Source organism: Macrococcus lamae (assembly GCF_004359545.1).
Classification (GTDB): Bacteria; Bacillota; Bacilli; order Staphylococcales; family Staphylococcaceae; genus Macrococcus; species Macrococcus lamae.
Window position 1 is genome coordinate 78,134 of sequence record NZ_SCWB01000008.1, and the last position, 23,829, is coordinate 101,962.

General features: G+C 40.5%; 22 protein-coding genes. 5 read left to right on the forward strand and 17 right to left on the reverse strand.

The features are described from left to right. Positions 1–118 precede the first annotated feature (118 nt). From sucD to ylqF, 4 genes are all read right to left on the reverse strand, one after another. Complete coding sequence (gene sucD, locus ERX29_RS05825) at positions 119–1,027, reverse strand: succinate--CoA ligase subunit alpha (RefSeq protein ID WP_133443757.1); 909 nt, start codon at positions 1,025–1,027, stop codon at positions 119–121. Positions 1,028–1,044: 17 nt separating this feature from the next. Further along, on the reverse strand, positions 1,045–2,214 hold the full coding sequence (sucC, locus tag ERX29_RS05830) for an ADP-forming succinate--CoA ligase subunit beta (protein ID WP_133443758.1): 1,170 nt from the start codon (positions 2,212–2,214) through the stop codon (positions 1,045–1,047). A gap of 97 nt (positions 2,215–2,311) precedes the next feature. Continuing rightward, the gene (locus tag ERX29_RS05835; RefSeq protein ID WP_133443759.1) at positions 2,312–3,067 is read right to left on the reverse strand and encodes a ribonuclease HII; all 756 of its coding nucleotides are present in this window, start codon (positions 3,065–3,067) and stop codon (positions 2,312–2,314) included. Then, a complete protein-coding gene (gene ylqF / locus ERX29_RS05840; RefSeq protein ID WP_133443760.1) occupies positions 3,054–3,941 on the reverse strand; it encodes a ribosome biogenesis GTPase YlqF in 888 nt (295 codons plus the stop codon). Before ylqF ends, ERX29_RS05835 begins: the two co-directional genes overlap by 14 nt. Before the next feature lie 106 nt (positions 3,942–4,047). Between ylqF and ERX29_RS05845 the strand changes: the two genes are divergently transcribed. Genes ERX29_RS05845 through ERX29_RS05860 form a run of 4 tightly spaced genes read left to right on the forward strand, consistent with a single transcriptional unit; the run spans position 4,048 to position 10,566 of the window. Then, the gene (locus ERX29_RS05845) at positions 4,048–4,986 is read left to right on the forward strand and encodes a glycosyltransferase family 2 protein (protein ID WP_133443761.1); all 939 of its coding nucleotides are present in this window, start codon (positions 4,048–4,050) and stop codon (positions 4,984–4,986) included. After that, positions 4,983–5,366, forward strand: coding sequence for a GtrA family protein (locus ERX29_RS05850; RefSeq protein ID WP_133443762.1), 384 nt, complete (start codon positions 4,983–4,985; stop codon positions 5,364–5,366). Before ERX29_RS05845 ends, ERX29_RS05850 begins: the two co-directional genes overlap by 4 nt. Then, on the forward strand, positions 5,363–7,963 hold the full coding sequence (locus tag ERX29_RS05855; protein WP_243719993.1) for a YfhO family protein: 2,601 nt from the start codon (positions 5,363–5,365) through the stop codon (positions 7,961–7,963). Before ERX29_RS05850 ends, ERX29_RS05855 begins: the two co-directional genes overlap by 4 nt. Then, positions 7,960–10,566 carry a YfhO family protein gene (locus ERX29_RS05860; protein ID WP_133443763.1) on the forward strand — a complete coding sequence of 869 codons (2,607 nt, stop codon included), beginning with the start codon at positions 7,960–7,962 and terminating at the stop codon, positions 10,564–10,566. Before ERX29_RS05855 ends, ERX29_RS05860 begins: the two co-directional genes overlap by 4 nt. A gap of 82 nt (positions 10,567–10,648) precedes the next feature. Here ERX29_RS05860 and ERX29_RS05865 read toward each other — a convergent pair whose 3' ends face one another. The 7 genes from ERX29_RS05865 to rpsP all read right to left on the reverse strand — a co-directional run bounded on the left by ERX29_RS05865 (position 10,649) and on the right by rpsP (position 17,054). Then, positions 10,649–12,466, reverse strand: coding sequence for an ABC transporter ATP-binding protein (locus ERX29_RS05865; protein WP_133443764.1), 1,818 nt, complete (start codon positions 12,464–12,466; stop codon positions 10,649–10,651). Beyond that, the gene (locus ERX29_RS05870; RefSeq protein ID WP_207999169.1) at positions 12,463–14,640 is read right to left on the reverse strand and encodes an ABC transporter ATP-binding protein; all 2,178 of its coding nucleotides are present in this window, start codon (positions 14,638–14,640) and stop codon (positions 12,463–12,465) included. Before ERX29_RS05870 ends, ERX29_RS05865 begins: the two co-directional genes overlap by 4 nt. Before the next feature lie 163 nt (positions 14,641–14,803). Next, complete coding sequence (gene rplS / locus ERX29_RS05875) at positions 14,804–15,151, reverse strand: 50S ribosomal protein L19 (RefSeq protein ID WP_133443766.1); 348 nt, start codon at positions 15,149–15,151, stop codon at positions 14,804–14,806. A gap of 132 nt (positions 15,152–15,283) precedes the next feature. Further along, positions 15,284–16,009, reverse strand: a complete 726-nt coding sequence (gene trmD, locus ERX29_RS05880) for a tRNA (guanosine(37)-N1)-methyltransferase TrmD (RefSeq protein ID WP_133443767.1) — start codon at positions 16,007–16,009, stop codon at positions 15,284–15,286. Beyond that, positions 16,006–16,506 carry a ribosome maturation factor RimM gene (gene rimM, locus ERX29_RS05885; RefSeq protein WP_133443768.1) on the reverse strand — a complete coding sequence of 167 codons (501 nt, stop codon included), beginning with the start codon at positions 16,504–16,506 and terminating at the stop codon, positions 16,006–16,008. The genes trmD and rimM overlap by 4 nt, the downstream gene beginning before the upstream one ends. A 42-nt stretch (positions 16,507–16,548) precedes the next feature. After that, the gene (locus ERX29_RS05890) at positions 16,549–16,776 is read right to left on the reverse strand and encodes a KH domain-containing protein (RefSeq protein ID WP_133443769.1); all 228 of its coding nucleotides are present in this window, start codon (positions 16,774–16,776) and stop codon (positions 16,549–16,551) included. Positions 16,777–16,778: 2 nt separating this feature from the next. Beyond that, complete coding sequence (gene rpsP, locus ERX29_RS05895; protein ID WP_133443770.1) at positions 16,779–17,054, reverse strand: 30S ribosomal protein S16; 276 nt, start codon at positions 17,052–17,054, stop codon at positions 16,779–16,781. 289 nt (positions 17,055–17,343) lie between these two features. Between rpsP and ERX29_RS05900 the strand changes: the two genes are divergently transcribed. After that, positions 17,344–18,228: an alpha/beta hydrolase gene (locus ERX29_RS05900; protein ID WP_133443771.1), complete on the forward strand. Its 885-nt coding sequence runs from the start codon at positions 17,344–17,346 to the stop codon at positions 18,226–18,228. A 116-nt stretch (positions 18,229–18,344) separates the two neighbouring features. Here ERX29_RS05900 and ERX29_RS05905 read toward each other — a convergent pair whose 3' ends face one another. From ERX29_RS05905 to ERX29_RS05930, 6 genes are all read right to left on the reverse strand, one after another. Next, positions 18,345–18,767, reverse strand: coding sequence for a cupin domain-containing protein (locus ERX29_RS05905; RefSeq protein ID WP_133443772.1), 423 nt, complete (start codon positions 18,765–18,767; stop codon positions 18,345–18,347). A gap of 80 nt (positions 18,768–18,847) precedes the next feature. Continuing rightward, the gene (locus tag ERX29_RS05910; RefSeq protein WP_133443773.1) at positions 18,848–19,216 is read right to left on the reverse strand and encodes a YbaN family protein; all 369 of its coding nucleotides are present in this window, start codon (positions 19,214–19,216) and stop codon (positions 18,848–18,850) included. Positions 19,217–19,266: 50 nt separating this feature from the next. Further along, positions 19,267–20,850: a ribosomal protection-like ABC-F family protein gene (abc-f, locus tag ERX29_RS05915; protein WP_133443774.1), complete on the reverse strand. Its 1,584-nt coding sequence runs from the start codon at positions 20,848–20,850 to the stop codon at positions 19,267–19,269. 234 nt (positions 20,851–21,084) lie between these two features. Further along, entirely contained in the window at positions 21,085–22,134 is a 1,050-nt protein-coding gene (locus ERX29_RS05920; protein ID WP_133443775.1) for an LLM class flavin-dependent oxidoreductase, read from the reverse strand. A gap of 100 nt (positions 22,135–22,234) precedes the next feature. Next, the gene (locus tag ERX29_RS05925; protein WP_133443776.1) at positions 22,235–23,152 is read right to left on the reverse strand and encodes a phosphotransferase family protein; all 918 of its coding nucleotides are present in this window, start codon (positions 23,150–23,152) and stop codon (positions 22,235–22,237) included. Further along, entirely contained in the window at positions 23,145–23,537 is a 393-nt protein-coding gene (locus tag ERX29_RS05930; RefSeq protein ID WP_133443777.1) for an HIT family protein, read from the reverse strand. The genes ERX29_RS05925 and ERX29_RS05930 overlap by 8 nt, the downstream gene beginning before the upstream one ends. Positions 23,538–23,829 lie beyond the last annotated feature (292 nt).

Sequence of the window (23,829 nt, forward strand, 5' to 3'; positions counted from 1 at the left end):
CAGTATTAACAGCCAGTAAAGATGTGAGAGTTGAATGTAAAATTTATTGCGATATCGATAATGCTACTCATTACTGATCACATAAAAAAAGGCAGACCGCAGTCTACCTTTCATAATATTATTTAACAGTCAGACATTTTTTATAAAGTCCATCTTCTTCTTTAATGCGCTCTACTAATGTAGAACCGATGTCAGATGGCGTTGCTGCTGTTTTGATGCCTGCAGCGTTCATTGCTTTGATTTTTTCTGCTGCTGTCCCTTTACCGCCTGAAATGATGGCACCAGCATGGCCCATACGTTTTCCTGGAGGTGCAGTTTGTCCGCCGATGAAGCCGACAACAGGTTTTGTCATGTTCGCTTTCACCCATTCAGCTGCTTCTTCTTCAGCTGTACCGCCGATTTCACCGATCATAACGACCGCGAGTGTCTCAGGGTCATTATTGAATGCTTCTAAACAGTCGATGAAGTCTGTACCATTGACCGGGTCTCCACCGATACCGACAGCTGTAGTCTGACCGATACCTAGCTGTGTTAATTGATGTACCGCTTCATAAGTCAATGTACCAGAGCGTGATACAACGCCGACATGTCCTTTTTTGTGGATGTAGCCAGGCATGATACCGATCTTACATTCGTCAGCTGTAATGACGCCTGGGCAGTTTGGTCCAACGAGACGTGTTTTCTTGCCTTTCATGTATCGCTTTACTTTAACCATGTCAAGAACTGGAATATGTTCAGTGATACAGATGGCAAGATCTAGTTCAGCATCGACACATTCTACGATCGCATCTGCTGCAAATGGAGCTGGTACATAAATAACTGAAACTGTTGCACCTGTTGCTTCAACTGCTTCTTCTACTGTATTGAAGACTGGTACGCCCTCTACTTCCATGCCGCCTTTACCAGGTGTTACTCCAGCGACGATCTGTGTGCCGTATTCCAGCATCTGCTTTGTATGGAACAGCGCTGTTGCGCCAGTGATACCCTGTACTAATACTTTCGTATTTTTATCAATAAAAACTCCCACGAATTTCTCCCCGCTTCCTATTTAGCTTCTTTAACTAATTCAACGATTTTCTCTGCGCCTTCTGCCATTGTGCCGGCAGGTGTAATTGCTAAGCCGGAATTGCTTAGAATTTCTTTACCTTGATCAACGTTTGTTCCTTCAAGACGCACAACGAGTGGAATTTTGAGTTCTAATTCTTTAGCTGCTGCAACGACACCTTCAGCAATGACATCACATTTCATGATTCCTCCGAAAATATTGACGAAAATACCTTCGACTTTGTCATCACGTAAAATGATTTTAAAAGCTTCTGTTACTTTCTCTTTCGTTGCGCCGCCCCCTACATCCAGGAAGTTAGCGGGATTTCCGCCGAAGTGGTTAATCGTATCCATCGTCGCCATCGCAAGACCTGCCCCATTGACCATGCAGCCAATGTTGCCATCCAGTGCGATGTAAGCAAGATCATATTTTGATGCTTCGATTTCTTTCGGATCTTCTTCTTCAAGATCGCGAAGTTCTACGATATCTTTATGGCGGTACAATGCATTTGAATCAAAATTGATTTTAGCATCTAGAGCCAATACGTCACCTGAACCAGTCGTTACGAGTGGATTGATTTCAATGATAGATGCATCTTTTTTAATGAATACATCATATAGACCCATCATAATTTTTACTGCTTTATTGACAGATTCTTTTGGAATATTAATATTGAAAGCAAGTCTTCTTGCCTGATATGGCATTAAACCAGTCACAGGATCAACGACTTCCTTGAAGATTTTTTCAGGATTTGATTCAGCGACTTCTTCGATTTCAGTTCCGCCTTCTTCTGATCCCATCAACACAACTGAGTCAGTTGCACGGTCAAGTACGAACCCAAGGTAGTACTCTTTTTGAATGTCGCAGCCTTCTTCCACTAATAAGCGTTTTACTTCTTTTCCTTCTGGACCTGTCTGATGAGTCACCAGAACTTTACCAAGAAGTTCTTTTGCGTAAGCTTTCACTTCATCAAGATTTTTAGCAATTTTAACACCGCCGGCCTTACCTCGTCCCCCAGCATGAATCTGTGCTTTAACTACATAGACGCCAGGTTTCAATTCTTTTGCTACTTTAACAGCTTCTTCAGGTGTATAAGCCACTGAACCATCAGGTACAGCTACACCCATTGAGCGAAAAATTTCTTTTCCTTGATACTCATGGATATTCATTTTCCATCCTCCTAAAATACGGGTTAAATTTTGCTTACAGAACAATTATAGAAAATGAAAGCGTTATTGTAAACCGTATTCGGCTATAAATTGATTTCTATTCGTGTAGCATTTTACTCTTAACCGGCTCAAATGTCACTCGATGAATCGGAGTAATCCCTAAACGCTCAATCGCTTCCAGGTGTTTCTTAGTCCCATAACCTGCATTGTCGGCAAACCCGTAGCCCGGATACTGCTGATCATAGTCAGCCATCATTCTATCGCGATATTCTTTAGCAAGAACACTTGCCGCACTAATTGAGACACTCCTTTCGTCTCCTTTAATAATCGCTTCTTCTATCAGACCGGTATTAAGCTGCATGGCGTCGATGAGGAGCACAGATGGCTTCACTTTCAGCGCTTCAACTGCACGTTGCATCGCGAGTTTACTTGCCTCATAAATATTGATTGCGTCAATTTCTTCAATACTGGCGATGCCGATCGCATAATCGCTGACCGATTCCAGCAGCAGCGTTTCCAGTGACTGACGTTTGCTGCGTGATAGTTTTTTGGAATCCGTAAGTCCCGGATAATAATGATTGTCCTCCAAAATGACTGCACAGGCGACTACTGGTCCAGCTAGAGGTCCACGGCCGACTTCATCGATGCCACAGATGATTTCATCCTTATACTGATTTTCGAACTGACTAGCCAGGTTATAATTGATACGCTGCTCACGTTCCCGGGCAATCGCGCGTCGTCTACTGTCAATCAGCTTTCTTGCACCTACTCGGGTTTCAGCTGCATACAGTGCATCAAGTTCATGGTCATCAGTCAGTAAAGTGAGCTTTAATTTTAAATCACTCAACTTCATCTATGTTCACATTGTCCTGTTCCAGTTCATCTACTCTATCAAATGTATAGCGCCCGAACTTTGCGTTTCGTATTTCACGGATGACGAGTTCAACGACAGACTCATAATCGACTTCGCCACCTTTATTCTTCATCCCACGGCTCTTACCGATTGCATCAAACAGCTCGATATAAGGTGCCTCTTCTGTCACATCGATATAATAATGTTTATTCAACGTTGCAAGGTCAAATTTCTGAATAAACTCAAGTCCATAGATAGCTACTTCATCCAAGTGCACGATACTGTCCTTAATGGCACCCGTCAGACTTAGCTTCTTACCGACGAGCTGATCTTCAAACTTCGGCCACAGTATTCCTGGTGTATCAAGCAGCTCGAGTACTTTACCAACTTTAATCCACTGCTGTTTCTTTGTGACCCCAGGTGTATTGCCGGTCTTTGCGATTGATTTCTTTGCCAGCCGGTTGATCAGCGTTGATTTGCCCACATTTGGAATACCGACAATCATTGCTCGTATGGCGCGCGGTCTCAATCCTTTAGCAGCCAGCCGGTCAAATTTCTCTTTTGTCACATGCTCTGCTGCTTTAACAACTTTATCAAGGTTTTTACCATTCTTTGCATCAAGCATTACGGGATAGATCCCTTGTTTTTCAAAATAACTTATCCATTTCTGTGTTTCACGCGGATCAGCCATATCCATCTTATTCAGCAGTACAACTCTCGGTTTGTCTTTAATGACTTCATCAATCATAGGATTACGTGACGAAAAAGGAATACGGGCGTCGAGCAGCTCGAACACACAGTCGACCATTTTTAATTGTTCTGTCACTTCTCTGCGGGCTTTTGCCATATGTCCCGGGAACCATTGTATTGTCATATAATGACCTCTTTTCTAAAAATATTCTGATTATCATTTATACTAAAAATATAATATAATAAGTTATTCATTTCATTAAAATATCATATGTTTCGAAGGAGCCGTTATGAAGCTGTCACTCGTTGTTCCGATTTATAATGAAGAAAGAAGCATTGAACGCCTATATCATACTATCACAAAAATAGCAGAACAGAATCAGTATCATTACGAATTGCTTCTTATTAACGATGGATCACGTGATCACTCGCTTGCTATTATAGAGAATTTAAGTTTCAAGGACGATCGAGTCAAATATCTTTCGTTCTCCCGAAATTTCGGTAAAGAAGCAGCTATGCTTGCCGGACTGGAAGCAGCTGGAGGCGATGCTGCAATTATCCTGGACGCAGACCTACAGCATCCACCGGAACTGATACCGAAACTTGTCGCAGAATACAAAGCAGGATTCGACCAGGTCGTCGCCCGGCGAAACCGACGCGGGGAATCAATGCTCAGACGGTTGCCGACGTCGTTATATTACTCGCTTATCAATCGAGCAGTCGATGTCAAACTGACTGACGGTGAAGGGGATTTCCGTCTGCTTTCAAGAGCAGTGATCGATGCGATTCTATCGCTTGATGAGTACAATCGGTTTTCAAAAGGGATATTTGACTGGGTGGGATTCAATAAAAAGACAATCGAATTTGATAATGTTACGCGTTATGATGGCAAGTCTTCCTTCTCAATGTTCAAACTGATGGATTACGCAATAGACGGCATACTCAGCTATAACAACAAACCGCTCCGGGTCTGTTTTTATTTCGGTGCCTTCACGCTCGCTGTCAGTCTCACTTATATACTCGTTACGTTAATACAGATTATCAGATCAGGAATCGATGAACCTGGCTACTTCACCATTATTTCAGCCATCTTATTTCTCGGCGGTGTTCAGCTTTTTAGTCTCGGTGTCATCGGTGAATATATTGGAAAGATATACTATGAGACGAAGAAGAGGCCGCATTACTTAGTACAGCATACCAATATTGAAGAAAAGTCGGATGATGCATGAGTAAATTTATTAACCACCCTTTCGTCAAATTCATCTTTGTCGGTCTGTTCAATACGGTTAACTACTATATCGTCTACTTGCTGCTGTTAAAGACAGGATTGCCCTTTATGGTGAGTCACATTTCAGGGTTCTTATGGGCATTCATCATTTCGTATTTGCTGAACTGTTACTATGTCTATCAAGTCAAACTAACGTTAAAAACATTGCTGCAGTTTCCATTGACTCAGGTCGTCAATATGGGACTACAAAGTATCCTGCTCTATTTATTTGTTAAAGTGCTGCATATTAGCGCAACCCTTGCACCGTTTCCAGCCTTGTTGATCACAGTGCCAGTAACTTATGTGCTGTCCAAAAAAATTCTGACAAAGGAGCCATCATGAAATCATTTAAACACACCCGCCTGACAACTATGATTATGTATATGATGATTTTTCTGGCTTTAGCTGTTTTAGGGCATAGCTTTTATATTTATCGTTTTCTTCAGGATGGAACTATTTTCACTGGTCCGAATGACGGTCTGGAACAGATGCTGCCGTTTCAACTTTTTCTTTATGAGAAGTGGTCGCATGGTCAGTTTTTCTATGATATGAGCTTCGGTCTCGGCGGTGACTACTATACTGATCTTGCTTATTATTATTCGACCTCTGTCGTCTTTTATTTAAATATGACAGCCGTCTGGTGGCTGAATCTGATCTTTAACTTTAAGACAAATACCATTCAGTTCTGGGCGGTCAATGTGTTCTATATATCAATCGTCAAATCAGCGGTTGCAATGTACTTTACCTATCTTTATCTGAACTATTTAAAGGTCAATCGTCCAGCAAGCCTGCTCGGTGCATTTTTGTTCCTGACGTCTGCTATTTATTTCCGTTTTACGCTATACTGGTCTTTTTTTTCTGATGTTTTCATCTTTTTGCCGCTGCTGCTTCTCGGTATAGAGAAATATATCCAGGACAAAAAGAAGTTATGGTTCATTGCGGCAGTTTCATTATCACTCATCAATAATTTTTACTTCGCATATTATCAGATGCTGTTCGGTGTCATCTACTTCATTTTAAGGCTGACCTTTAAGTCAGATAATGACCGGGCATCGAGACTGGAACAATGGAAAGCATTTGTGACGATGGCAGTTCTCTCACTAGGTATGTCGATGTTCAGTTTCTTCTACGGAGTCAAAGGCTTTTTCCAGAACGACCGTGCTCCATACACAGACCCGATGAAATTATTCAATGAGTTCGATCAGCATGCCAATATCTTCTATGATAATTATTTGGTCATTGTACTTTATATTACGTTACAGGCGCTTTTCACCTTCAAATTCTATCGTCAGTATTTCTACAGGTTCTTCGCTATTATGACGATTGTTTTAATATATTTAAGTTTTATGCCGTTCATCGATTCAGTGTTCAATGGATTTTCAGCACCTCAAAAACGCTGGCATTATTTGCTCACATTCTTCTCGAGCGGACTGATTGCGATGTATATTTCACAGTTCAGAAAGATTTCTGTACAGAATTATCTGTATTCACTGTTTCCCGGCTTTATCATTATCATTGTCAGCTATATTTATATTGACAAAAAGGTTGAATGGATCTGGTATTTGCCGGGCATCGCCATTATCGGACTGATCGTTTTACTGACTAAAAACAAGCCGCTTCAATACTACTTCTATTACGCACAGATTGCTGTCATCATGCTCTTTAACTGGCATGTCGTCAAAGAACATAACATTTACGATAACTACAATCCTGGAATCAATAATCGTGCGAAGATGTCTTATATCGAGTCAAGCGTCTATAATTCAGAACTCCAGCAGCATATTATCGATGACTTAAAAAAGAAACTGAACCCAGGCGAGCGAATAGACTGGCGTGTGCTTGAGCAGGATAATACACCACTTTATCAGAACTTCCCGGGTGTCAGCCTGTATTCAAGTATTTTTGACGGCGCGCTCATTGATTTCTATTATAATGAACTGAAGATTAACTTGAAGGAAGAATCCATCAGCCGCTACTCGACCTTTCAGTCACGAAGCAATCTGGAATCTTTATTCAACGTTCGTTATCTTGTCCGAAAAGACTATCAAAAAGACATTCCAGCAAACTTTAAACTGATTGACACGCAGGGAAAATATCAGATTTATGAAAATATGCTTCCACTGCCAGTCGTAAAAGTCACTAACACTGAGTACAAAAAAAGCGATCTGAATCATCCCTTGCAGCGTGAACAGGCGATGATAGACGGAGTTGTTGGAAATAATTTAGCAACAAATTCTCAAATACCCGAGACTGACAACCTGTTGTCAGCCAGTAAGATTACCGCTTCAGGCGCACAGTGGAAACAGTATAACCACACATTAGTCGTCAATCCACCAAGCGGCGGTGTTGTCGTCGATCTGCCGAAAGAAGCGCTTAAAAAATATAAGGATTTCTATATTGAGCTTTACGCGGAACTCACATCACAGGAGAGCAACATCCAGATCAATGTCAACGGCTATGCGAACAATAGGCTATTTAAATCAAGTAAATACCGTACACATCAGGATCATCTGCTCTACCGGGTCACACCTAAAAACGGAAAAATTCTGATTGGTCTGACGAAAGGGACCTACAAATTCGAGATTAAAGGAATATACGGAGAAGATTACAAAACATTAAAAAATGCGCCGAGAAAAAACAATATTAAATTTACTGAAGATGGCAATCATATGACAGTCAGTATGGATAATCAACAAGCCGGCTATCTTGTCACACCGATTATTTTTCGTGACGGTCTCACGGCTAAAGTCGACGGCAAAAAAGCGGAAGTTGAACGCGGCAACTATCTCAAAGCTGTCGTTAAAGTACCAGCCGGTGCAAAAGAAGTGAAATTTAGTTATGTACCGCCATACTTCTACTTGATGCTCGTCATATCAATCGTGTCACTTATACTAGCAATTCTCTATCTTTATCCTCTGAAAAGGAAAATCAGAAAATGAAATATAAAACATGGGCTATTACTTTATTTCTGTCGCTCGCTGCTCATAGTGTCGTTATCTACAGATTTCTCACTCAAGGGATTTTGTTTTCAGGAAAAGGGGACAGCATTGCTCAAATGGTCCCTTTTCAGCTCTATTTATTTGAACAATTCTCTAAATTTAATTTTTTCTATGATATGGGGTTCGGCATCGGCGGTGATTTTTTTAGAAGTCTCGCCTACTACTACTCCACGTCGCCGATTGCCTATGTTAACTTTGGCATCGTCTATATTCTGGACCTGTTCCTGCCACTCAACACAGGAAGTCCAGACTTCTGGTTCGTCAATCAGATTATCGTGTCAATCTTTAAACTTAGTGCCATTTTGTATGTGACTTATCGACTGTTCACATACTTAGGTGTCAACAAATACGCCAGTATGGCAAGTGCTTTTTTATACGCCTATTCAACCGTCTACTTCTTTTTCACATTCACCTGGAGTTTTTTCAGTGATGTTATGTTTTATCTGCCACTTAGTATTGTAGGGATGGAGCGATTTTTCGCTGAACGAAAAATCGGGATATTTATTTTAGGAATTGCGCTGACGCTGCATTCCAATTTTTATTTCAGTTATTATCAGTTTATATTTGTACTCTTTTATTTTATTTACCGAACGGTTTATCCAAAGGCGAGTGACGTTGTTTCAAGACAGACAAAACTTCTGACTATCGTGATAGCAGCACTCATTGCTGCGATGGCGAGCGCTGTCGGATTTTCTACAGGCGTGACGAGCTATTTGATGAACGACCGGGCACTGCCGCCAATAAAACTAAAGCCGTTTATCGATTTTATGGTGCATTACAATTTATTCTATAACGGTTACTATGTCATTATTCCATTTCTTACCGTGATGGCATTATCAACGATACGTCTTTATAAAAACTATACGTTCCGATTATTTGCTGTGCTGACGTGGATCTTTCTGGCAGGATCGTTATCACCGTTATTCGATAGTTTTTTCAACGGATTTTCTATTGACCAGAGACGCTGGGTATACATGCTTGTCTTTTCAGCAGCAGGTGTTGTTGCTGTCTATCTTCATCATTTGAAATCACTAACAATGAAGGAATTGATCATTTCACTCATTCCAGTGACGATAATTTACAGTTTATCTGTCATCGGTACCGGTAAAACTCTCGTCTGGCTGTTTTTCATACCAGTCATAATAATCATCATAATATTATATGTGATAAGACCAGCTCGTGCGACTTATCAGTTTCTTACAGCAGTTATTATCATCATGAATCTGTTCTTCGTTTATGATTATATACGTGAACAGATAGATACTCTTCACCCTTTTAACGAGCATGATCTGAAGTTTGTACAGTCCGGTAACTATAACAGTAAAGTCCAGCGCTCACTCGTCAATAAAATCACAAAAAAAGAACCATCAGCACGAATTGACTGGCAGACATCTGCGACTCACAATACGCCCATGTATCAACACTTTAACGGTATTAAGCTCTACTCAAGTATATTCGACAAAGATATTTATCAGTTTTACGACAAAGAATTGTTTGTGACGATGGATACTGACAGCAACAGTATTTACTACCGGCTTGGCGAGCGCGCTAATTTATACAGTCTGTTCAACGTGAACCATTCTATCCGAACAAACAATATAGCGACCTTGCCTTATGGTTTTAAAGAATTGGATACAGCTAAAGACAAGGAAAAGCGTTACACTGTCTATGAGAATACAAATGCACTGCCACCTGTGCGCGTCACTGATAATATTTATAACCCTGCTGAGCTGACGACACCGATTGATCGTGAACATGCGATGTTACAAGGTGTTGTCTTGGCACAACCATCCAATAAAAAGATTCAACCGGCAAAAAACTTAATGTCAGACGCTGCGATGACGCTCACCCATTCTACTTATGATGGTAAAACTCTGATAGTCAATCAGGATCAGGGCGGCATGACCTACACACTGCCTAAGACTATTTCAAGTCGTTACAAAGATCTGTATGTCGACTTAAGTATAGAGCTGAAAACTCCAAGCCGTTATCACTATGTCTGGATCAACGAAATCTATCAGTCGAGAAAACCTCTGGATGATGATTACCGACGCTTTAACCCGACCATTACAATGAGAATAAAAGCGTCGGATAAAATACAACTGAAATTATTATCAGGCACATACTCTTATCACATCAACGGTATTTACGGAGAAAACTACAAGACACTCAAAGATGCTGTTCATCAGCCAAAACATACTCTGACTGAAAAACGGAACAAACTAATTGCTGACTTGAAACCGCACGCTGCAGGATATGCGGTCATATCTGTTCCTTACTTAAACGGTATGAAAGCAAAAGTCGATGGACAGAAAGCAGACGTGCAGGAAGGCAATTATTTAATGACGGCGGTCAAAGTAAATAAAGACGCCAAGCACGTTATGCTGACCTATACACCGCCTTACTTACATCTGCTGCAGCTAGTGAGCATACTCGGCATTATCCTTGCTATCTGGTTCTCACGTAGAATGAGAACACAGAAGACGCGCTCTGCCATCAGTAACAAAGAGGAGATAGAAACACTCTCACCTCCTGGTGAATAAGAAAAAGAAGTGAAAATCATATCACGTGATTTTCACTTCTTTTTTTACTTCGTTTTAATTTATGAAATGGTCTTTAATATTTTTATTCCACATCATCAAACTGACTTTCATATAACCCTTTATAGAACCCTTGCTCGGCAATCAGTTCATCGTGACTGCCTTGCTCAATGATATCCCCGTCTTTCATCACAAGAATAAGGTCAGCGTTACGGATCGTTGATAGTCTGTGTGCAATGACGAAACTTGTACGTCCTTCCATCAATGTATCCATTGCCTTTTGAATCAATATTTCAGTCCGTGTATCGACATTACTTGTCGCCTCATCCAGGATCAAAATCTTAGGATCAGAAAGAATGGCTCTTGCAATGGTCAGAAGCTGTTTCTGTCCTTGAGAGACGTTACTTGTCTCTTCATTCAAGACCATGTCATAGCCATTCGGCCACGTTTTGATGAAGTGGTCAACTTGAGCGTCTCGCGCTGCCTGCTCAACTTCAGCATCACTCGCTTCAAGATTGCCGTAACGGATATTCTCGCGGATTGTCCCGTTAAAGAGCCATGTATCCTGAAGGACGATACCGAATAGCTTTCTCAGTTCTTCTCGTTTGAAATCCTGAATATTAATGTCATCTATTTTAATAGCACCACTGTTGACGTCATAGAAACGCATAAGCAGTTTAATGACTGTTGACTTTCCAGCACCTGTTGGTCCGACGATCGCAACTTTCTGACCCGGATTTACATGTGTCGTGAAGTTATTGATAATTGTTTTATCTGGATTATAGCCGAAGTTCACCGCTTCAAAGTCCACTGCGCCTTCGACATAGACATGTTGACCGTTCACTTCATAAGTTGTTTCCGCTACAGAAAGTGCATTGCCATCATCTTTGATTTCTTCTTCCTCATCGATGATCGCGAATACTCGTTCTGTCGCTGCAGCTGTCAACTGCAATGTATTACTGATGCTTGCAATTTGTGCAATCGGCTGATTGAATTGTCGTACATATTGAATAAATGCCTGAATCCCACCGACGGTCATCGTACCTTTGACCGCAAAATAACCACCGAGTATACAGATGACGACATACGTGATATTGCCGATGAACATCGTGATCGGCATAATTAAACTCGATAAGAAATTCGCTTTCCATGCTGACTTATATAATGTGTCATTATATTCTTCAAATGTCTCCAAAGATGATGCTTCTCTATTAAATGCTTTAATAATTGTATGATTACCGAGCATCTCTTCGACGTGACCATTGACGAGACCCAGCGATTCCTGCTGTTTTTTGAAATGAATCTGAGAGTTCTTCATAATCAGCACTACTGCAATCATTGAGACCGGTAATGTCAGAATCGCAACAATCGTCAGCTGCCAGCTGATAGAAAACATCATGACGATAATACCTATAAGCATCGTAATAGATGTAATGATCTGAGCGAGGCTTTGATTCAGCGTCTGGCTGATGGTATCGATATCATTCGTAATACGACTCAGTACATCTCCTTGAGATGTCTTATCATAATACTTAAGCGGTAATTTGTGCAGCTTCTTATTAACATCTTCTCGTAGTGAATAAGTGACTTTCGCTGTAACACCACTCATCACATAACCTTGCAAATAGTTGAACAGTGCACTGATTATATAGAGACCGACAAGTATCAGCAAGATGCGTTTAATTTCCTTGAAGTCGATGCTTCCTGTGCCGTTCACTTGAGCAAGCACACCTTTAAAGAGAACATCAATCGCATCTCCAAGTATTTTTGGACCTACTATCATAAATACAGTAGATACAATTGCCAGAATGACTACGAGGAATATCATCATCTTATATTCAGCGATGTACCGGAAGAGTCGTTTGAGCGCTTGTTTCATATTAGATGGTTTATCCTGTTTCATGATAGCTCCTCCTCTGATAATTGAGATGACGCAATCTCGTAGTATTCCTGGCTCGTTTTAAGTAATTCCTCGTGTGTCCCTCGTCCGACAATTTCCCCTTTATCAAGGACAATGATTTGTTCAGCGCCCATAATAGATGTGACACGCTGCCCGATAACGATAATCGTTTTCTGCCCCATCTGGTTGAATAAAGCGAGACGTAGATTCTTTTCAGTTCTAGCATCAAGTGCACTGAAGCTGTCATCAAAAATCAGCACTTCAGCATCTCGTAAAATCGCTCGTGCAATGGCGAGACGCTGTTTCTGTCCGCCTGACAAGTTACTACCGTTCTGTGAAATTTCAGTATCTAGCCCATCAAGTTGTGTTATAAATTCTGTTGCCTGAGCAATGTCCAGCGCACGCAGCATTTCTTCATCTGTCGCGTCTTCTTTGCCAAGCTGCATATTAGAACGAATGGTCCCTTTAAGTAAAGACGCTTTCTGCGGCACAAGTGCTACTCGGTCTCTTAAATCTTCCAGTCGGACATCCTTTACATTAATACCATCTAACAGTACATTACCAGCTGTCGCGTCATAGAATCGAAGCAGCAGATTAATAAGAGTAGATTTCCCCGCTCCAGTCGAGCCGATGATTGCTGTCATTTCTCCTGGACGTGCGGTTAAATGGATGTTTTTTAAGGCATATTCCGTCGCACCTTCATGTTTGTAGCTGACATTTTTAAACTCAACGAGTCCGAAATGATCACTGAATAAAACCGGATCTTTCTTGTTCTCGATAGATAGATCTGTCAGCAGCACTTCTTTAATTCGTCCGGCTGACACGGCAGCCCGTGGAATCAGAATAAACGTGAATGACAACATGAGGAATGCCATAATAATCTGCATCGTATATTGAATGAATGCCATCATATCACCGACCTGCATCGATGCATCCGCAATGCGGTGTGCGCCAACCCAGACAATGACCAGTGACACGCCGTTCATAATCAACGTCATGACCGGCATCATCAGTGACATTACACGACCAATAAATAGATTTGTATCTGTCAGATCTTTATTCGCGACGTTAAAACGGACTTTCTCGTGATCAGAAGTCCCAAAAGCTCGGACGACCATGAGACCGCTTAAAAATTCGCGTGACACGAGATTGACACGGTCGACTAACTTCTGGATTCTTTTGAACTTAGGAATCGCGAGCGCCATGATGATTGCGATAAAGACAAGAAGAATGATAACTGCAGCAGCAATAATCCAGCTCATGGAGTTCGATTTATTCATCGCCATAATGATACCGCCGGCGCCCATGATCGGTGCATAGCAGATCATGCGAATACCCACCATAAAGAACTGCTGAATCTGTGTCATATCATTTGTTGAACGAGTAATAAGAGAAGCAGTAGAAAAACCATCAATCTCTTTAAATGAGAAGCTCTCGATCTTCCTGAAGACATCACGACGCAAGTTACGCGTCAACCCCGCAGCGATACGTGATGACAGTAAACTCACGAGAATCGTCGCGATACCCCCGATCAAAGCAATACCAAGCATGAGTAATCCTATCTTGGTGATGTATTTCGTCTGAGTCTTCGTAATATTAAGTCCTAACTCGCCATAGAATGATTTCGTCAGACTGACTCCAATCTGTTTCGTCAAAATATCATTATCAGCTTTTTGATTACGATATTCCACTTTTTTAGCAGCTGGCAGCTGATCGAGCATCGGCTGTAATGCATAAAGCTTTGTCACATCCATCTTCTGCTCGGTCGGCTGTTTAGTGTCCGATTTCTTTTGTGATTTTGAGAAATCATTCAGAGCATTGAACAGACCAAGACTGGACTTGTTAAACGTCTGATTCAACGATTTCTGTTCTTCACCAGAAACGGCTTCTCTCTTATAAAACTGACCTTTCGCTTTTTTGTACGTCTCTTTGTAGTTAGAAGCATCTACTAACTTGTAGTACTGATTGACCTGTTTCATCTGATCAGTCGTCATAAACGTCTGCATCAATTTCATACCATCCACACTGATTGCTTCAGGCGCAGCATCCGTGACGCCATTCTGCTGAATACCGACATCGACGATATCTGACATATAGTTCGGCAGACTTAAGTCGCTGAAAGCCTGAACAAATAAGAAGACAATCGCTAGGATTAAAGGCACAATAAAAGCTTTCAAATATTTAAATATGTATAACACATTCTCACTCCTTCTTACACAATATTTTTCGTCATCTGATAAATCATAAGTGTTAGTATGTTTTCCGTCAATAAACAAAACTTATGGTAGTGTCGTATAACAAAAAAAGCACCCTGACTGCTCAGGATGCTTCTCGCTTCTATTAGCGAATTTCTTTAATACGAGCCGCTTTACCACGAAGGCTGCGTAGGTAGTAAAGTTTCGCACGACGTACTTTACCACGACGTAATACTTCTAACTTCTCGATTTTCGGAGTGTGTACTGGGAAAGTACGTTCTACACCCACACCGTAAGAGATCTTACGAACCGTGAAAGTTTCAGAGATACCGCCGCCACGACGTTTGATAACAACACCTTCATACAACTGAACACGTTCGCGAGTTCCCTCTACGATACGCACATGTACTCTTACTGTGTCACCAGGACGAAATGATGGTAAGTCTGTACGCAATTGGTCTTTAGTAATTGCATCGATTAAAATATTATTCATGTTTTCTTCTCCTTCTGCCTATGTTCTTAAAACTTAATTTCAGCGGACCATAGTGATTGTTGTGTTTTCACACTCTTAAAATCATATCACATTGCTCTCACTCTGACAAGAAAAAATCTTGACAGCATTTATTTATTCTTCAAATCCTAGTGTCTTCAAATATTTGATATCTGATTTAGTCAGCGGGTAAGTGTCAAGTAGATCCGGACGGCGTTCGTAGGTACGCTTCAGCGACTGCTCGTGCCGCCACTGGTCAATCAGTTTGTGATTACCGCTCATCAGCACGTCAGGGACTGTTATGCCGTTATAATCTGCTGGTCTCGTATACTGCGGATGTTCAAGTAATCCTGATGAAAACGAATCGTCTTCATGCGACACTTGATTGCCGAGCACATCTGGAATAAGTCTCACAATGGCGTCTGTCATCGTCATGGCTGCCAGTTCGCCGCCCGTCAGCACGAAGTCACCAAGAGAAATTTCATCAGTGACAAGTTCCGTCCGGATGCGTTCATCGTACCCTTCGTAATGGCCGCATATAAACACTAGATGTGCAGCATGCGCGAGTTCTTCTGCCTTCTGCTGGTTAAAGGGCGATCCTTGCGGACACATGAGTATGACACGTGTCTCTTCGGTTGTATGAAGCGCCGACATCGCATTGAATATAGGTTCCGGCTTAAGTACCATGCCTTGACCCCCACCATATGGATAATCATCCACTTGCGAGTGCTTGTTATTCGCGTAATCCCGGAAGTTCACGGTATTCAACGCGACAATTCCTTTAGCCTGCGACCGTTTCATAATTGAATGATTCAGTGTTTCAAACATTTCTGGAAACAATGTCAAATAATCGATTCTCAAGATAACAGCCCGTCCATTGCCTCAATTTCAATCGTCTTATTATCGATATCAACTTTCTTCACGACGTCTTCAATATAAGGGATGAGATGTTCCTTCTCGCCTTTAACAACCCAGACATCATTTGCACCGGTTTCAAAGATATCGGTTACACGGCCGATTGGCATTCCTTCATTAAATACTGTGCAGCCGATAATATCATGATAGTAGAATTCATGTTCATCCAGTTCAATTTCGGCTTCTTCCACATCCTGAAACAAATCAGCTCCTTTATATTTTTCTACGAAATTGATGTTGTCCAATCCGTCGAACGTCAGCAGATGAAAGTTTTTATGAGTCCGGTAACTTTTAATTTTTACGATTTTTTCTTCCTTGCCTGACTGAATGATCAGTTCATTACCTGGCTTAAACCGTTCTGTAGTGAAATCAGATGCTGATAACACTCTTACTTCTCCTTTAATACCATGCATATTGACAATTTTACCGACGTTTACTTTCATATTATCGCCTCCTAATAAAAAAAGAGCACCACACGGGCACCCTTAATCAATTTCTACAAACACTTTTTTGCCGGACTCGTGACGACTGCTGGAAACCAGCGTACGGATGGCTTTCGCAATCCGTCCCTGCTTTCCAATCACTTTGCCCGTATCATCAGGGTGTACACTCAAATGATACGTCACACTATTCGTATGTTCTTCCATGGAAAATTTAATTTCTTCCGGATGATCGACGAGCGGTTCAATGATGGTTTGTAATAATTGTTCCATTATTACTTAGCAAGTTTAGAGTTATGGAATTTCTCCATAATTCCTTGCGTAGATAAAATGTTACGTACTGTATCTGTTGGTTTAGCACCATCAGCTAACCATTTTAAAGCTAATTCTTCATCAACTTTGATTTCTGCTGCTGGTTTCGCAACTGGATTGTAAGTTCCGATTGCTTCGATGATACGACCGTCACGTGGCGCACGAGCGTCAGCTACAACGATACGGTAGAACGGGTTTCTTTTTGAACCCATACGTGTTAAACGAATTTTAACTGCCATAATATAATTCTCTCCATTTCATTTCTTAATCTCAAGTACATACTATAACAGTAAATCATATTCCTGTAAAGTGTTTTTTCTTTACATATTTAAAACTTAGGTCATTCATATTAACTTTTATGATTAAAAACAGGGCATTACATTAGAAATCAAATGAAATTCCTGATATCTTTTAACTACATTCATCCATGAACATGATGAAAACAAGACAGGAAGTGTAAAAGGTTTGAACAAACAACTAAAATGGAAATGGTGGTTGATCTCCTTCTTTTCCTTAATTATTATTCTTATGATTTCTATCATATTTGTTGTCGGCTATCGCGTCAGTAATATCTATACACATTTGACAACTCCAGACAATACTTTGCGGGCTGACCGTACTTATTTAAACAGCATTAACTTTAATAAAGAACAGTTTCTCAATCAATATCACAACAAAACCATTAAATTAAACTCTTCAAAGTATAATCATACATTTGAAGGACAGTTGATTTCTCCGCAAGTAGCATCTAAAGGAACAGTTATTATGGCTCATGGACTCGGCGGATCAAGACAGTCCATCTACCCAGTAGCAGATATATTCCTCAGTTTAGGTTATTCTGTTTTTGCGATTGATCTTCCGAATGCAGGATCAAGTACGAGCACACTTAATACATTTGGTATACGCGAAAGTTATGATGTACTGGATGCTATCAATTATATCGCTAAAGACAATAACGATAAGCCGATGATTTTATGGGGTATGTCATATGGCGCCGGTGCTGCCGCAATAGCTGCGGGGAGAGATGATTCAAAAATAGATAATATTATTCTCGATTCCCCTTTAAGTGATCCAGAGGTTATGATCGTCCAAGGACTAAACTTTATCAAACACTCAGAAAATGTACCGCCAAAACTTATTAAATATTCAAGTGAACTTTATACGACTATCCGCTACGGTTTTTCTATCGATTCCATGCAAGCAGATAAGTGGCTGAAAAATACTGAAAAACCTGTTCTCATCTTGTCGTCGAATAGTGATAAAGTAACGCCACCTTTCATGGCTGAAGCACTCTTTGAAGCATCAAGCAATGAAGACAGCCGAATAGTAAAGTTCCACAATGTCTCGCATGCCATGCTTTACTATGATGAGAAGGAACGTTACGTAAAAGCCATCAGAGATTACCTGAAATAAACAAGCTCGGGATGCTAATAGTTGTCGTTCGAATCATATCAGTCTGCTACATTCATAGCATCTAAATTGATGATTCAAATCACTGGACTATTATCCCGAGCTTGTTTTAATTTTAGTTATTCTTCGTTCGGATCATTTTCTGCATCTTCATGCGTTTCGTGAACAGTACCTTTTTTATGATCTGGTCCTGCGTAGATTGAATAAATCTTCAGCGGTTTTTTTCCATTATTAGTAACGTTGTGCCATGTATCCGCAGGAACAATAATCGCATCATCAGCCTTAACTTTTTTCTCAAAATCCAAGTTTTTCTTAGTGGATCCCATCTGACATAAGCCTTCGCCCTGTTCAACTCTTAAAAACTGGTCAATTCCTTCATGTTTTTCAAGACCGATATCATCGCCCGGCTGGATTGTCATCAATGTCACTTGCAGCTTTTTCCCAGTCCAAATCGTCGTACGGAAATTCTCATTTTCAAGTGTCATTCCTTCAATGTTGTCTACAAACGGTTTCTTACCTTGATCTTCAAAGTTATAAGCCATTATAATACCTCCTGAAAATTTTAATTGCATAGAGTTATACCCTGTTCTATCACCCTTCAATCTCAAAGAGCTTAAGATTATCATGACTTTTCAGGCAGTGTTCTGACAAAAAATACTAGCACGATGGTTTGCACCAGGAGCATCATACTTAAAGCTATTCTAATATATAAGTGATCAATCATATAAATAGAAAATCCGACAACGATATAAACGCTGATTAGCAGCTGTATCTTTTTCTTCAGCGTATAGCCACGGTGCTGCCGGAAATCCTCAACATATGACTGGTAGGGCTTAGTCTGTATCAACCATTGATGAAATCTATCAGAGCTTCTTGCAAAGCAAAGTGCAGCGAGCAGCAGAAAAGGAGTCGTCGGCAGAAGAGGCAGCACAACACCAATGAAGCCAAGAATCGTACAAATCGTGCCGATTATCATTAATAAAATCCTCATCTGCTTCCCTCCTTGTTTTTCTTATTTTAACACTACTCTGCTATCGGTGCTCATTGATCGAATTCAGAAAGGTCATTGAGCAGCCCTTTTAAATGTCTCGCATCTATTTCATCTTCTATCACTGTTTCTTTATCTACCAGCTTTCCCTGTTCAATAACAAAATGTCGATTGGCGACTGCCTGGTTGAAATAGCGGTCGTGACTGACAAAAATAATCGCACCTTGATAATTGACGAGCATATTCTCAACGATCTGCTGCATCGTGATATCAAAGTAATTGGTCGGTTCATCTAGAACGAGTAGATTCGCTTCTGAAAAATAAAGCTTAACGAACGCGAGCCTGCACTTCTCACCCATTGACAGATGTTCAACGATGTCATCCATGCGTTCTGCTGTAAAACGAAATGATGCAAGGATCGTTCGAGCAAAGCTGACGTCGATTTCATTTTCAAGTATTTCTTCTAATACCGTATTATTCAAATTCAACTGCTGCAATTGCTGTGAGAAATAGCCGATATGTGTCTCAGGATTGACTGCAATCTTCCCTTCGTTAGGCGACAGTTCACCGATCAGTAATTTGAGCAGAGTGGATTTCCCGCTCCCGTTACGCCCTTCAACTGCAATTTTGTCACCTTTTTCTATCGTGAACGTCACATCGGATATTATCTTTCTATTATCAAAAGATATGCCTACATGCTCAAATCGCGCAAACTGCCTGGCATTAAATGTGGTGGAATGTATAGATAAATCTGTCCGAAACTCTTTTTTACTCTTTCCTTCAAAATGATCGATTTTCTGCTGCAGTTGATGTTCTTTAGATTTATAACGCTTCGCAATTTTAGCGACTTTCTTCTGTTCACCAGGATCTCTGACACCCGCTTTTCCCGCCGCTTCATGATGCCATTCCTTCATTTCCTGAATCATTCGTTTCATCTTCTGTTTTTCTTTTCTTTCTTTATCAATCAGCGCCGCGTTTTCTTTTCTCATCCGTTCTTTTTCTTGCAAGTAGCAGTCATAATTCAAATGATAAGTTTTTGACCCATCTACGTTAAGCTCCACTATTTTTGAAGCAGTGTCATTGATGAAATCTCGGTCATGAGAAACAAAGATGATCGTTTCCTTCGATTGTTTCATCCAGTTTTTCAGCCACTCTTTCGTTTCACCATCAATATGGTTCGTTGGTTCATCAAATAAAAATATATCCGGTTGACTGCTTAATAACTTAATCAGTCCGACTTTTGTCTGCTCACCACCGGATAACAAAGACACATTCTGTTCTGCCATTTCTTCATTTAAATTAAAGCGTTTCATCATCTGGATGATTTCATTCTCAAGCTCATAACCGCCTTGTTCAATATAATCACTGATTAAATTAATATCCAGATTCTTTTGCTGCTTGAGCTGATATAGCTGTGGATTTACCGCAATGATAAAATCCAGCACTGAGCTGTCTTCTTCAATGGATTGTTCGAGAATACCGGTATTAAACTGCTCTGCAAGCTGACGCATTAGCACGGACTTGCCGATTCCATTATCGCCGATGATTGCAATATGCTCGCCGTCATCAATCGTAAAGTGCACATGATCGATTAACATTTTGTCGTCTACCATTAATTTCTGATTGATTGTCTTCATGCTGATTCCTCCCAATAAAAAATCTCCCACATATCATGTGAGAGAAATCGAGACTAAATAAGCTTTACTGAACGTAAAGACATCAATAGACAGAGTTATCCCGATAACATTTCACATAATATGCTGTTCGCATCATTACCATGTTATCGAATAATCATCCCTTAAGTGATGCCTCCTTTTGTAAGTTACTTCTAAAGTAACAAAATTCAGATTAAAAAGCAAATTTACATCAATCTATTTATCTTTAAAATAGTCATCGACAATCGGCTTAACCTTTTCGCCATATAACTGAATGGCCTGCATCGTTTTCTCGTGCGGCATAGAACCCATCGGCAAGTGAATCATGAAGCGGTCAATACCCAGCCCTTCGACCGTCTCGATGATCTTCTGTGCGACGCGTTCCGGGCTGCCGACATATAACGCGCCGTGTTCAATCTCATGCATATAAGACTGCTCTGAATAACGTGGCCAGCCGCGCTCTTTTGCGAGTACATTATGACTCGCTGCTGTCGGTGGATAGTAGTCTCGGAACGCCTCTTCGTCAGTCTCAGCAATATATCCCCATGAATGTGTTGCAATCTTCAGCTTGTTTTTATCAATTCCCGCACTTTCAGCGGCTGCATGATACACTGCGATATTCTGACGGAATCGCAGCGGACTGCCTCCAATTATTGCATACGTGATTGGCAGACCGAGTGCCCCTGCTCTGTAGGACGACTGAGGGGTGCCACCAGTCGCAAGAAAAATCGGAATTTCACTTTGCACAGCTCTCGGATAGACACCTTTATTGTCAACCGGACGACGCGTTGACCCTGACCACGAAACCTTCTCGTTTTTATTCACCTGCATCAGTAAATCTAGTTTCTCCTCATACAGGACCTCATAGTCATTTAAGTCAAAACCAAACAGGGGGAACGATTCGATGAATGACCCACGCCCTGCCATAATTTCAGCACGCCCGTTAGATAATGCATCGAGCGTTGCAAAGCGCTGATAGACGCGTATCGGATCATCAGACGACAGCACAGTCACAGCAGACGACAGACGAATATGACTCGTCTGAGTTGCCGCAGCGGCAAGTACCGTCACCGGATCAGACACTGCATAATCTTCCCGATGATGCTCGCCAAGCCCGTAAATATCTAAACCCAGCTTATCAGCAAGCTTGATCTCCTCAACAATATTTCTGATTCGCTCATCAGCAGAAATTTTATCCTGTATGCCATCAGGTGTATGAATCGCATTATTGTCGCCGAATGATGTAATCCCTAATTCAACTTTCATTAATTATCACTCTTTCTAGTATATTATTTATATTTGATATATTTATTATACTACAAACGAAGGAAAGTGTATAGTTGGTTGTTTGAGTTTGATTCTAAACTTACGACACTTTATTCAAAGTGTACCAAGTTGGTATAGTCAACTGAAAATCTTTATAATATTTTCGTTGAACCGCATACTCGTTTCTCATCACATCGATCTGCTGTTCACCATAAGGCATTGCCCATGGTAAGGACGAAAGCGCATTAGTCACTATATAAAGTTTTAGCAGCCTCCAGAATATATCAGGCACTTCATTATTGAAGTACCCGTTAATCATCCCGCTTGCAAATAAGGGGCTGACACTGACACACCATGTAATCCTGTTAAATTCTTCATAACCTTCTCCAAAATCTGCACGATCAAAGTCTATAATAAAAAGTCGTTTCTCATTATCAACTACCATATTACCGATATGGTAATCACCATGATGATATACAAACTTTGAATTTGTTACGTACCTTCTATTTTCTTCAATAGTACGAAGTGCTAATCCTTCATCGTCATACTTAAGTGGACATTCATTATACATTTTTATCTTACAATCAATCTTGTCGTTATAATAGTCTGCCCAGCTTGAATCAGAATGATAGGGTATGGAGTGAATCTCTTTTAATATACGACCTGCATCATGTCCAAGTCGATACTGTTCTTCAGGCTCAGTGTCACCTATATAGTCTGCCGCTTCCTGGCCGTCAATCCACTCATATAATATAAAACAAGTATCATTGAATACTCCATGTTCAATCAGCCTTTGAACCGGTAAACCTAGAGCAGTACACTGTTCAACAAGATTAATTTGTTTCTGCATCTGATTGATTCTATCTATAGTGGATACTCTTAATAAATATGTATCATGCTGCTGGTCTTTAATGATATATTTCTGGTCAACAGACCACCCTTTATTAAACGCTTCTATTGATTTTATATCAATTGATTTAATGAAATTGTTAATTAACTGAATATCATCATTATCCATATAATTTAAGTTCCTCCGTTAGATGGTTCAAATCCATTGGCCATTCTTCAACTACTACATGGTCCCAGAAACCGTCATTCTGATACCTTGGAATGAGATGCACATGAAAGTGAGTGCCATCATCCATGACCCGTCCATTGTTGCTCACTATCGTCACACCATAAGCACAATGACTTTCTAAGAGAGCTGTGAGCTGCTGTTCCAGCATAACAAGGTCAACCAATGCATTTTTAGGCAGTTCACTGATATTCATATAGTGATGGTTCGAAATGATCAGAAGATGACCCATTTGAATCGGATCTATATCATAAACAACTTTAAAAAACTCTGTTTGTGTCAGCACTTGCTGGTCTGTGATATCCTGACAGAAAATACAATGATTCATCCTACACCCCACATAATCAATTAGTAGACAATTATGACATTTTTGTAAATCATTATATAATAGTATTAATCATTATAAGGAGATCACTATGAATAAATCAACCTATAAAATATACGCGCCGTTATTAATGATACTTGGTATCATTATAACTTTCACTACTGAAACGGGATTGTAAAATAAACTGTGTAAGTAGAGGGCGTACGACTCTGCTACGCAGTTTATTTTTTTAGTGATAAAATCGAATTAACTTTTTAAGGAGGTCTATAGATGGCTAAGAAAAGACGTGATCCAA